11 protein-coding genes are annotated in these 11,469 nt (G+C 61.0%); 5 read left to right on the forward strand and 6 right to left on the reverse strand.

Going from position 1 to position 11,469, the window contains the following annotated elements; translation table 11 throughout:
• Nucleotides 1-250: ABC transporter substrate-binding protein (locus JHD62_RS19930; RefSeq protein WP_199104347.1), on the reverse strand; the 250-nt coding region annotated here is incomplete at its 3' end.
• A gap of 210 nt (nt 251-460) precedes the next feature.
• Here JHD62_RS19930 and JHD62_RS19935 point away from each other — a divergent pair.
• Nucleotides 461-3,106, forward strand: coding sequence for a PAS domain S-box protein (locus JHD62_RS19935; protein ID WP_199104348.1), 2,646 nt, complete (start codon nt 461-463; stop codon nt 3,104-3,106).
• Nucleotides 3,103-3,711, forward strand: coding sequence for a response regulator transcription factor (locus tag JHD62_RS19940; RefSeq protein ID WP_131358983.1), 609 nt, complete (start codon nt 3,103-3,105; stop codon nt 3,709-3,711). The genes JHD62_RS19935 and JHD62_RS19940 overlap by 4 nt, the downstream gene beginning before the upstream one ends.
• A 231-nt stretch (nt 3,712-3,942) precedes the next feature.
• Here JHD62_RS19940 and JHD62_RS19945 read toward each other — a convergent pair whose 3' ends face one another.
• The 3 genes from JHD62_RS19945 to JHD62_RS19955 form a co-directional block, all read right to left on the reverse strand.
• Entirely contained in the window at nt 3,943-4,356 is a 414-nt protein-coding gene (locus JHD62_RS19945; protein ID WP_199104349.1) for a hypothetical protein, read from the reverse strand.
• A gap of 227 nt (nt 4,357-4,583) precedes the next feature.
• Nucleotides 4,584-5,651 (reverse strand): alanine racemase, encoded by a 1,068-nt coding sequence (gene alr / locus JHD62_RS19950; protein ID WP_199104350.1) that lies wholly within the window; start codon nt 5,649-5,651, stop codon nt 4,584-4,586.
• Nucleotides 5,652-5,655: 4 nt separating this feature from the next.
• Nucleotides 5,656-6,966, reverse strand: coding sequence for a D-amino acid dehydrogenase (locus tag JHD62_RS19955; protein ID WP_199104351.1), 1,311 nt, complete (start codon nt 6,964-6,966; stop codon nt 5,656-5,658).
• Nucleotides 6,967-7,101: 135 nt separating this feature from the next.
• Here JHD62_RS19955 and JHD62_RS19960 point away from each other — a divergent pair, with 135 nt between their 5' ends.
• The 3 genes from JHD62_RS19960 (at nt 7,102) to JHD62_RS19970 (ending at nt 9,572) form a co-directional block, all read left to right on the forward strand.
• On the forward strand, nt 7,102-7,590 hold the full coding sequence (locus JHD62_RS19960) for an Lrp/AsnC ligand binding domain-containing protein (protein ID WP_045846107.1): 489 nt from the start codon (nt 7,102-7,104) through the stop codon (nt 7,588-7,590).
• A gap of 247 nt (nt 7,591-7,837) precedes the next feature.
• A complete protein-coding gene (locus tag JHD62_RS19965) occupies nt 7,838-8,962 on the forward strand; it encodes a methyl-accepting chemotaxis protein (RefSeq protein WP_199104352.1) in 1,125 nt (374 codons plus the stop codon).
• 100 nt (nt 8,963-9,062) lie between these two features.
• A complete protein-coding gene (locus tag JHD62_RS19970) occupies nt 9,063-9,572 on the forward strand; it encodes a YbaK/EbsC family protein (RefSeq protein ID WP_199104353.1) in 510 nt (169 codons plus the stop codon).
• Nucleotides 9,573-9,580: 8 nt separating this feature from the next.
• Here the strand turns inward: JHD62_RS19970 and JHD62_RS19975 are convergent, their stop codons facing one another.
• Together JHD62_RS19975 and JHD62_RS19980 are read right to left on the reverse strand one after the other, a co-directional pair.
• Nucleotides 9,581-10,534 carry an ABC transporter ATP-binding protein gene (locus JHD62_RS19975; protein WP_199104354.1) on the reverse strand — a complete coding sequence of 318 codons (954 nt, stop codon included), beginning with the start codon at nt 10,532-10,534 and terminating at the stop codon, nt 9,581-9,583.
• Nucleotide 10,535: 1 nt separating this feature from the next.
• Nucleotides 10,536-11,469: iron ABC transporter permease (locus JHD62_RS19980; RefSeq protein WP_233161118.1), on the reverse strand; the 934-nt coding region annotated here is incomplete at its 5' end.

Below are 11,469 nucleotides of genomic sequence, written 5' to 3' on the forward strand. Positions count from 1 at the left end.
CCTTGATGCCACGCGCCGGGATGCCGCCGTCGTCCCGCTCCACCAGCTCGATGGGCCGCCCCAGCACACCACCGGCCTTGTTGATTTCGGCGGCGGCCAGACGGATGCCGTTGCGCATGCTCAGGCCCATGGGGGCAGAACCGCCAGTAAAAGCGCCGGGCACACCAATACGGATGGGTTGCGGTGCAGCCAGCACCAGGCTGCACAAAAGGCCGAACCCTATCCCACAGATGATGCTGATGCTGCGCATGCCGCTTGTCTTCCTGCCTGATCCAAACCAGCCGCGAGATTACCCCCGGCAAGGGTATGGACTCAAGTAGCACGCAAATTTGCACCAGCAAGAACCACAACTGCGGGCCAACCCTTACAGTCAGGTTCTTCCGCTTGTCGTAAACTGGAGCAAATCATTCCGGCCAGTCCTTATTGCTGGCTTTTGCCACCTCTAGCCTACCGCCTTCCTATGCGCACACCCCGCTTCTACGCCTTACGCAAACGCAGTGGCTGGTATCAGTTGTTTCCAAACACCACCATCGTGCTGTTCTTCCTCACCATGGGCGTGATGCTGTGGACGCTGGACGCGCGCGAGGCAGAGCAGCAAAAAAGCAATCTGGCCCGCGATGCCTTGTGGGCCGAACAAACCCTGCAACTGAAGCTGGAAGACAATCTGGCCCAGCTGACCGACCTGGCGCGCAGCATGGGGAGCGGTGAAACCGACGAAGCCGGCTTCCAGACCCAGGCTTCCCAACTGCTGGCCAATACCCCGGAAATGCTGGCGCTGGCGCGCAGCGACAGTCACGGCACCCTGCGCTGGACCGCCCCTTATGAAGATGGCCCGCTCTCCCCCGGTGCCAGCATCCAGGCACCGGCCGCTTTCAAACTGGCCCAGCAGAACGGACGCTTTGCCTACAGTGCGCCGTTTCAGCGCAGTAACGGCAGCTGGCGCTACGAACTGGATATCCCTCTGTACCAGAACGGCCAGTTCAACGGCATGCTGGTGGCCATGTTCGATGCCGACAATGTGGTCCGCCGCCTGCCACCGGCCTGGTTCAGCGAAAAATACCAGCTGGAACTGCAAACCCGTGACGGCAAAACCATTGCCGCCAATGCCGTCAGCCGCCTGCGCGGCGGTGTGGCAGAAAAACTGGAACTGCCCGGCACCGGACTGGTGATTACCGCCCGGCCGGTAAAGGGCGCGATGACCCAGGCCCGGCTGCTGCAACTGGGGCTGATTGCCGGCATGGTGCTGCTCACCCTGCTCAGCCTGCTCAGCCTCAACCGTCATATCCGTGGCCGGGTGGAAGCAGAACGCGAACGCGACCGGGTATACCGGCTGTCGCAGGAAATGCTGGGCGTGGTGCGGCGCGACACCACCATCCTGCAACTGAACCCGGCCTTTGAAAAAGGACTGGGTTATAGCGCAGACGAACTGTTGGGCACGTCCTTCCTCAACTACCTGCTGCCCGAAGAACGTGAAAGTGCACGCGACAGCTTCGAGCGGCTGTTTGATACCGGTGGCGCCGACCGCTTTGTGCAAACCCGCATTCTCACCAAATCAGGCGAGGTGCGCTGGATCGTGTGGGCGCTAAGTCCCTTGGCCGACAGCGGCGTGGCCTATGTGTCCGGCCGCGACATCACGGCAGAAAAACAGGCCGAACAGGCGCTGCGTCAGGAGTCCGCCTTCCGCAAGGCGATGGAAGACTCACTGGTAGTGGGGATCCGCGCCATCGACCTGCAAGGCCGCATCACCTATGTCAACCCGTCGTTTTGTGCCATCACCGGCTATAGCGAGCAGGAGCTGATCGGCCAGGCCGCCCCCTACCCTTACTGGCGGCAAGGAATACTCAGTGAAGGCAACCGGCGCGACCTGGAAGACACGCTGGCAGGCGAAGCCCCACCGGAAGGTTTCCAGTCCATCCTGCAACGCAAGAATGGCGAAGTATTCGACGCCCACATCCTGGCTTCGCCGCTGATCGACGCCCACGGCCACCATACCGGCTGGATGGCGGTACTGACCGACATCACCGAGCGGCTGGAAGCCCAGCGCCGACTGGAAGCCTCGCACGACCGCTTTGTTACGGTAATCGAAGGGCTGGACGCCGCTGTCGCCGTGGTGGACCCGGCATCGCTGGAGTTGCTGTTCTGCAACCAGCGCTACCAGCAGTGGTTCACGCCGGACCAGCCCGCCGACAGCCAGTTGGGCTATTGCGACCTGCGTCTGGTGGAGCTGATGCGCAGCGCACGCGACGTGGACATGGAAGTGTGGATGGACCCGCCCTCGCGCTGGATCTCCATGCGCCGCCGCAGCATTCGCTGGGTAAATGGCCGCATCGTGTCCATGACCATCCTCACCGACACCACCCAGCAACACGACGCCGAAGAACGCTACCAGCAGCAGATGCAGCAGCTGCAATCCACCTCGCGCCTGGTCACCATGGGCGAGATGGCCTCCACCCTGGCGCACGAACTGAACCAGCCCTTATCGGCCATTGCCAACTACCAGGCCGGCTGCATCGAACGCATCCGCCAGGGCAAGGCCACCCCGGAAGCACTGCTGCCGGTGATGGAAAAAATCACCGCCCAGGCCGAACGCGCCGGTACCGTGGTGCGCCGCATCCGCGAGTTCGTCAAACAAAGCGAACCAGACCGCAAGACCTGCCAGCTGCCTGACATCATCGAAGCCTCGCTGGCCATTGCCGATATTGAAGCCCGCCGCCAGGCCGCCACCATCGACATCCGGCTGGACAAAGACTTGCCGCCACTCTATGTCGACCCCATCCTGGTGGAACAGGTGCTGCTAAACCTGATCAAGAACGGTATCGAAGCCATGCAGGACTGCACCCCGGCCGAACGCGTGCTGCACGTGGAAGCGCGCCAGCTCAACCCGCGCCGCATCGAAGTGGCCATCAGCGACCACGGCCATGGCGTGCCGCTAGACCTGAAAGAACGCCTGTTCGATGCCTTCTTCACCACCAAGGCAGAAGGCATGGGCATGGGCCTGAATATCTGCCGCACCATCATCGAGTTCCACGAAGGCCAATTGTGGGTGGAAGACAAGCCCGGTGGTGGTAGTATTTTCCGATTCACGCTACCGGTGTCCGAAACATGAGTGCCAGCTCTCCCCAGGTTCACATCGTCGATGACGACGAAGCATTCCGTGACTCGCTGGTTTTCCTGCTGGAAAGCCACGACTACGCCATTTCCTGTCATGCCAGTGCCGAGGCACTGCTGGAAGACTTCCAGCCGCGTGGTGCCGGTTGCCTGATCGTGGACATCCGCATGCCCGGCATGAGCGGGCTGGAACTGTTTGATGAACTCAGCGCCCGCCACAACCCCTGGCCGGTCATCTTCATCACCGGCCATGGCGACGTGCCGATGGCGGTGCAGGCGGTCAAGCGTGGCGCGCATGATTTTCTGGAGAAGCCGTTCAACCAGCAGGCGCTGCTCAACACCGTGGACAGCGCACTGGCACTGAGCCAGCAGCAGCAGGCCAGCAGTGCCGCGCGCGACCGTTTTGCCGAATGCCTGGCCTCGCTCACCATCCGCGAACGCGAAGTGCTGGACAAGGTGGTGGAAGGCAAGATGAACAAGGTGATTGCCGACGAACTGGGCATCAGCATCAAGACGGTGGAAGCCCATCGAGGCAAGATGATGGACAAGATGAAAGTGCGCTCGATTGCCGACCTGGTGCAGGCGGTGATGGCCAATCGCTAGTACCTGCCCCGGGAAAGCCCTGCAGAATCAGGATAATCCCTAATGGAAACAGAGCTTTCCATTGCGTAACATCTCAATTCACCCTGCCTGTTTCCGCACCCTTGACCGCGGATGCAGGCTACGCTTGCACGGCGTTGACATGGGGTGAAAGTTAACCCTCCGTCGGAGCCTGGCTCTGACCCTGCAGACCCCGACCAGTCAGACTGGCGGGGTGTTTTTTTGTCAGTACCATCACTCCGGATTCCCAGGCAGCGCCGGACCAGGCGGGACTGCGCGCGATGTCAACACCATGACAAGGCCGATAGCCCAGACCGGAGGGGCAACGGGATAAAGCAGCATGGAATACCACAACATCATCATCTTGCTCTCGTCATGCAACAAGGCTGACAGCAGCGACGGCAGGCCAAGGGCAAGCACGGCCAGCACGTTCATGATGGCCAGCAGCCAATGCCCACGGCGATAGCGCTGCTCACGCGCCGGTTGCCGGACCAGGGGCGAAACTTCGTGTTTGGCAAACAGTACCAGCACGGCAATAAACACCAGCAGGTAGGACAGCGGCCCCAAGACAAAGAGCACCGGGCTGAATACCAACTCGCCCAGTACCAGCACCGGGATAAAAAGATTCCATTTGGCCAGACGCATCATGCCCCCGTATTCATTGCGATCCGCCCTGCTGACAATGACAGACCGGCCATAAGCACCGCCAGCCATAGCCCAAACGCAGTGAGTGGCAGCACAGCTTATTTAAATTTATTTGTCATTAAATGGCAGCATGTCACAGGGCAATGACAACTGCAATAATGCGCGGCGGACAAAAAAATGCCCGGCAACGCCGGGCGAGAGACAAAGTACTACACAAAGCACAAGGAAAATCAGTCGTAGCTAAAGTGCGCGCGTTTCACATTGCACAGCACTTCGTAGGAAATGGTGCCCGCCTGGGCCGCCACCTCATTGATGTGGATGGTGTCGCCCCACAGCTCCACCTCACTGCCGATGCCCGCCTGGGGCAGATCGGTCAGGTCCACCGTCATCATGTCCATCGACACGCGGCCGATCACGCGCGAACGCACGCCATCAATCGCCACCGGGCTGCCGGTGGAGGCCAGACGCGGATAACCATCGGCATAACCGCAGGCAATCAGACCCACGCGGGTGGGACGCTCGGCGACAAAGCTGGCACCATAGCCCACCGGCTCGCCAGCGGCCAGTTCGCGCACACCGAACACGCGGGTGCTCAAACGCATCACCGGCTGCAAGGCAGCGCCCTGATCGAAACCGGCTGGCAGCGGCGAGGCACCGTACAGCATGATGCCGGCGCGGTTCCACTGACGGTGCGAGCGTTCGTGGCACAGGATGCCGGCCGAGTTGGCAATGCTTTCTTCACCCGGCAGATAGCGGCATACGCTGTCAAACGCCTCCAGCTGGGCATGGGTGGCAGACAACTGCGGTTCGTCGGCACGGGCAAAGTGGCTCATCTTGACGATTTTGCCCACCTTGCCACTGGCCATCAGCTTGCAATGCGCGGCGGCGTAGTCCTGCGGGAAGAAACCGGCGCGATGCATGCCCGAATCCATCTTCAGCCACACGGTGTAAGGCTTGGCCGGGCTGGCCTGCAGCACCATGTCCAGCTGTTGCTGGCTTTGCACCACAAACCACAGATCATGCTGTTCGACATCAGCCAGTTCGGCCGCTTCGAACACGCCTTCCAGCAGCACGATGGGCAAGGTCACCCCGCCTTCGCGCAGCTGGATGGCCTCTTCCAGGCAAGCCACGGCAAAACCGTCGGCCACATCGGCCAGCGCCTGGGCACAGCGCACTGCGCCGTGCCCATAGGCATTGGCCTTGATCACCGCCAGGGTGGGGCCACCGGCCTGCTGTTTGGCCAGCAGGTAGTTATGGCGCAGCTTGTCCAGACGGATACTGGCAATCAGCGGGCGCATGCGCTCAGGCCCCTGCGTTGGCGGTACGGGAGTGCATCGACACCACCAGGGTTTCGCCCTGCTTGGCGTAACGCTGGATGGACAGGCCGTCCACGCTGATTTCCGGTTGTACGCCGACAATCTGGTCGGCCAGCACCTTGCCGGAACCGGCGCTCATGGTCCAGCCCAGCGTGCCGTGGCCGGTATTGAGCGACAGGTTGGCATAGCGGGTGGCGCCGATGATGGGCGTGCCATCCGGGGTCATCGGACGCAGGCCGGTCCAGAAGGTGGCTGCCGGAATATCACCGCCATCCGGGTACAGGTCACCCACCACCAGCTCCAGCGTTTCACGGCGACGCGGGTTGAGGTCCAGGTTGTAACCGGCCAGTTCGGCCATGCCGCCCACGCGGATACGGTCGTTAAAGCGGGTGATGGCTACCTTGTAGGTTTCGTCCAGAATGGTGGAAACCGGTGCCATGGCCGGGTTGGTGATCGGCACGGTCAGCGAGTAGCCCTTGACCGGGTAGACCGGAATATCAATACCCAGGTTTTGCAGCAGATCGCGCGAGTAGCTGCCCAATGCCACCACGTAGTGGTCGGCAGTCAGCATTTCGTCGCCGATGCGCACGCCGGTAATGCGGCCGTTATGGGTTTCGATAGCGGAGATGTTGACGCCAAAGCGGAACTTCACGCCCTTGGCGGCAGCCAGTTCGGCCAGACGGCTGGTAAACAGGTTGCAGTCGCCGGTTTCGTCGTTCGGCAGTTGCAGGCCGCCGGTCAGCTTGTGCTTGACCTTGGCCAGTGCCGGTTCCACACGGGCGCAGCCGTCCGGGTCCAGCACATTGAAGTCCACGCCACACTCCTTGAGCACAGCGATATCCTTGGCCATGCCCTCCACTTGTGCCTGCGAGCGGAACAGCTGCAGGGTGCCGCCCTGACGGCCTTCATAATCCAGGCCGGTTTCGGCGCGCAGTTCCTTGATCTTGTCGCGGCTGTATTCCGCCAGGCGCATCATGCGGCCCTTGTTGATGGCGTAGGATTTTTCATTGCAGTTGGCCAGCATCTTGGCAATCCACTGCAACTGGTAAACGCTACCATCCGGCTGAATGGCCAGCGGCGCATGGCGCTGGAACATCCACTTGATGGCCTTGGTCGGGATGCCGGGGGCCGCCCACGGTGCGGAATAACCCGGGGAAATCTGGCCTGCATTGCCGAAGCTGGTTTCCAGTGCCACACCGTCCTGACGCTCCAGGACAGTCACTTCCACGCCAGCCTTGGCCAGATACCATGCAGTGGATACACCCACCACGCCACCACCCAGAACGATTACCTTCATTTCCTCTTTCTCCGTGCCGCGCATCATGCGCTTAGTGATTTTGTGTAGTATATTTATTTCAATGCAGTTTTTTTCACCAAATTAAAACGAAGTCACATTCAATTTTCCTGCAAAATTACACTTTGATAGTGAATCATGAAAGTAAAACACACTCACGCCAGAGAGCTGGACAAAATCGACCTTAAGATATTGAAATGGTTGCAGAAAAACGGCCGCATCGCCATGACGGAGCTGGCAGAAAAGGTGGGCCTCTCCACCACGCCCTGCACCGAACGGGTGCGGCGGCTGGAGCGCGACGGCGTGATTGAAGGCTATTACGCCCGGCTCAACCCGCACGCCATGGGCGCGTCACTGCTGGTATTCGTGGAGATCAAGCTGTCGGCCAAGTCGGGCAATATCTTTGATGCCTTCCGCCGTGAAATCCAGAACATTCCGGAAATCCTGGAATGCCATCTGGTATCCGGTGAATACGACTACCTGATCAAGGCGCGCATTCCGGACATGTCGATGTACCGCAAGTTGCTGGGGGAAATCCTGCTGCAACTGCCCAATGCCAATGAATCACGCAGCTATGTGGTGATGGAAGAGGTCAAGGAAACCCATATGCTGGCGCTGCCGGAGTAAACCCTGCCCTGCCGGCCCACAAGTCCCGCCCCCCAGGCGGGCTACCTGTACTTGTGGGAAGTAGATGATAGTCATTCTTGCTTTTCAAGCACCCCGCTGTTTATACCTGATTAATTTTTCAGGTTTCCCGGTAACACCTGGCTTTCTCCCCGTTGTGCATTCAATCCTCAACCACTTGGGCGTGCCCGCAGGCCACACCATGCAACCGGTGCAAGGTCTTCGCTGGACACACTGACAGGAGTGCATCATGTTCGGATTCGGCAGCAAAAATCAGGTTCAGCAGGATTGCGAGAAACAAATCTACCAATTCACGGCAATGCTGGACCATGTGGACAACCTCATCATGCTGGCCGACACCAGCGCCGATAACGTCATCTTCTACATGAACCGCACTGCGCGGGATGTACTGGCCCATCACCGCAGCGCGATGAACGAGAAATTCCGTGCCGGGGTTGATGTCAACAACGCCTTCCAGCACAGCATTCACCAGTTTCACCGTGATCCGGAACGCATCCGCCGCATCCTGAACGACATTGCCGCACGGCGCATTACCCATCATGAAGCCTTGATTCCGGTGGGCGGTGTTACCTTCAAGACCAAGGTGTTTCCCATCTGGGATGCACAGGACAGCAACAAGCTGCTCTGTTTCATGGCCAGCTTTCAGGACATTTCAGCCGAAGTGGAAGCCCAGAGGCTGCGCGATGCCAATGACCAGCGTCGCCTGTTTCTGGAAGATCGCATTGGCGAGCTTTCCGGCAATGTCCAGGCCATGACTACCACCATCGAAATGGTTGCCGTACGCACGGCATCCGCCTCGGACTCGTCCAATGAAATGCTGAACCGGGCACGCAAGGGCAAGAGCATGATTGAAAACAACTCATCTGCCATGCGGGCCGTGAGCGAGCTGGTGAGTCACACCGCGGACAATCTGGGTTCGCTGGGCAAGCAATCGGAAACCATTGGCCAGATCGTCAGCGTGATCAAGGACATTGCCGACCAGACCAACCTGCTGGCGCTGAACGCCGCCATCGAAGCGGCCCGTGCGGGGGAAATGGGCCGTGGTTTTGCCGTAGTGGCCGATGAAGTACGCAAACTGGCCGAGCGCACCACCAAGGCCACCCAGGAAATCGGCAGCATGATCCGGGATATCCAGCAAGAGGTGCACAGCAATATCAGTTCGATGGACAAGGGGCGGGATCAGGTAAAAGCCACCGAACGCGACTTTACCGAAGCCGAAGCTGCCATTGTTGACATTGTCGATCAAATCAACCATGTGCGTGATTTTGTCATCGAAATCGCCAATGCAGCAGAAGAACAAGCCGCCACCGCACAGGACATCAGCGACAAGCTGGCAGAGATCGCCAACCACTAAGCATACCGGCCAGCCGTCGGGGATGACACAGCACACGACTTGCCAGCCGGCCAGTCAGCGTTTAGTGTGATGTGCCATCCCAACCGTTTCCGTTTGCCCCATGAGCCTGCAATCCGTCCGCGACTTTTTTGCCGCCCGCAATCTGGATATTCCCATCATCGAACTGGAAGTCAGCACCGCCACCGTGGCGCTGGCCGCCGAAGCCCACGGCGTGGAGCCGGGGCGCATTGCCAAAACCCTGTCTTTTCGCCTGAATGGCGGCGAGGTGATCATTCTGGTCACCCGAGGTGATGCCCGCATCGACAACCGCAAGTTCAAGGAAGCCTTCGGCAAGGGCAAGATGCTGGCCGTGGAAGAAGTGGTGGAATTGACCGGCCACCCGGTAGGTGGTGTCTGCCCGTTTGGGCTGGCCCAGCCGCTACCGGTCTATATGGATACTTCGCTGCGCGACTTTGACGAGGTACTGCCCGCAGCCGGGGCCATTCACAGCGCAGTACGCATCACCCCGGCACTGATGGCCGAGATTACCGATGCCCGCTGGGTGGATGTCTGCCAGCCCAGCACCGATAGCGGCAGTGCCAGCACGCTCAGCGCGACTGCCACCAGCTAGGCTGCTGCTCAGGCGGTGGCGTAGCGCAGCATGGCGCTGCGGTCTATGCCCACCGCCAGCGTGCCACCCACCTGCAAGTTGGCACCATAGCGCGCCAGCTCTCGCGCTGACAGGGTCAGCGTCAACTCCCCGTCCCTGCTGGCCACCGTTACCCGCACGCCATCCGCCAGCTGGATGATGCGTTGTACCTGTGCCAGCGGCTGGTCTGCGCCCAGGCACAGGGCCTGCTCCGGCACCACCCCCTCCTCCAGTACGTTTTCGTAGCCGATGAAGCGCGCCAGCCAGGGAGTGGCCGGTGCCGCCAGTAGTTGCGCCGGGCTGGCGCATTGCACAATGCGGCCATCCTTCAGCACCGCCACGCGGTCGGCCAGGGCAAAGGCTTCTTCCCGGTCGTGGGTCACCAGAATGGCCGGCATGCGCTGATGCTGTAATTGCTGGCGGAATTCCAGTTGCAACTGGCGGCGCAAGTCGGCATCCAGGCTGGAGAACGGCTCGTCCAGCAACAGCAGCCGCGGTGCCGTCACCAGCGCCCGCGCCAGCGCCACGCGCTGTTGCTCGCCACCGGACAAGGTCCACACCTTGCGGGTTTCCATACCGGCCAGCCCCAGTTGCTGCAAGCAGGCACGCGCCTGCTGCTGTGCCGCCGCGCGTGCCATGCCGCGCTCACGCAGGCCGAAACAGACATTGCCCAATACATCCAGGTGCGGAAACAGGGCAAAGTCCTGAAACATCAGCGCAAAGCCACGCTGTTCCACCGGCACGGCAGCCAGGTCCTGCCCGTCAAACAGGATACGACCGCTATCTACCGGCTCCAGCCCGGCAACCATCTTCAGCAAGGTGCTTTTGCCACCACCGGAAGGGCCCAGCAAGGCCAGTACCTCGCCCTTGGCCAGTTGCAGGCTCAGCCTGTCGGCCACCAGCTTGTCGCCAAAGCGCTTGCAAACACGATCCAGTTGCAGCATCTCAGGACTCCTTCTTCAATGGGCGCTCGGCAGCCGAAGGCCATTCGATCGCCACAAACGCCAGCAAGGCCAGCAGCATCAGCACGGCGGACAACAACATGGCCAGCGCGGCATTGTCCGGACCGGGCCGACCCAGCCGCTGGTAAATCAGTGTGGTGAGCGTCAGCCACTCCGGCCGTGACAAAAACAGAGTGACAGCAAACTCGCCCAGCGCGGTGGCTGCGGCAAAAGCCAGACCACGGCGGAAAGCCGGTTGCAACAAGGGCCACAGCACACGGGTAAAGGTTCGCAACGGCGATGCGCCCAGACTGCGCGCCGCCTGTGGCCAATGCGGCGGCAGGCTGTCCAGCGCGCCGGCCAGGCTACGCGCCACAAAGGGATAGGCCAGCAAGGCATAGGTGGCCAGCAGCAAGGCCAGGCTGGCCGTCCATTGCGGATAAAGCAGCAGCAGGCCAAACGCCAGGCACACCGGCGACACGATGAAGGGTAGAAAGGCCAAGGCCCGCAAAGCGAGGCTGGTGCGCGCAGCCAGCGCATGCAGGCAGCCCAGCCCCGCCGCCAGGAGCACCGCCAGTGCGCTGAAGCGGGCAGAATTGAACAAGGCCAGACGCACATCTTCATCCGCCAGCATATCCGGCCCCAGCAGCCACAAGGCCTGGGCCGCCTTCCACAGCACGGCCAGCAGGGGCAAACCGCCAAACAACAGCAGCACGGCCAGTGCCGCCAGCAGTTGCAGCCATTGTGCGCCTTGCGGTGCGCGCGGCGGCAGCGGGTCCACCTTCAGCGGTGCGGCCAGGCTGCGTTCCAGCCAGGCATACAGCGTGGCCATCAGCCCGGTCACCAGCAGCATCAGCACGGCCAGTGCACCGGCATCGGCCAGATTCAGCTCGTAGGCCACCAATTGGTAGATTTCCACCTCCACCGTGGCATAACGC

The organism is Aquitalea sp. ASV11 (assembly GCF_016429185.1).
GTDB lineage: Bacteria > Pseudomonadota > Gammaproteobacteria > Burkholderiales > Chromobacteriaceae > Aquitalea > Aquitalea pelogenes.

Coding starts and splice junctions, on each gene's coding strand:
- JHD62_RS19945 (WP_199104349.1), bottom strand. CDS start 4,356: ATGATGCGTCTGGCCAAATGGAATCTTTTTATCCCGGTGCTGGTACTG.
- JHD62_RS19935 (WP_199104348.1), top strand. CDS start 461: ATGCGCACACCCCGCTTCTACGCCTTACGCAAACGCAGTGGCTGGTAT.
- JHD62_RS19975 (WP_199104354.1), bottom strand. CDS start 10,534: ATGCTGCAACTGGATCGTGTTTGCAAGCGCTTTGGCGACAAGCTGGTG.
- JHD62_RS19965 (WP_199104352.1), top strand. CDS start 7,838: ATGTTCGGATTCGGCAGCAAAAATCAGGTTCAGCAGGATTGCGAGAAA.
- JHD62_RS19970 (WP_199104353.1), top strand. CDS start 9,063: ATGAGCCTGCAATCCGTCCGCGACTTTTTTGCCGCCCGCAATCTGGAT.
- JHD62_RS19955 (WP_199104351.1), bottom strand. CDS start 6,966: ATGAAGGTAATCGTTCTGGGTGGTGGCGTGGTGGGTGTATCCACTGCA.
- alr (WP_199104350.1), bottom strand. CDS start 5,651: ATGCGCCCGCTGATTGCCAGTATCCGTCTGGACAAGCTGCGCCATAAC.
- JHD62_RS19960 (WP_045846107.1), top strand. CDS start 7,102: ATGAAAGTAAAACACACTCACGCCAGAGAGCTGGACAAAATCGACCTT.
- JHD62_RS19940 (WP_131358983.1), top strand. CDS start 3,103: ATGAGTGCCAGCTCTCCCCAGGTTCACATCGTCGATGACGACGAAGCA.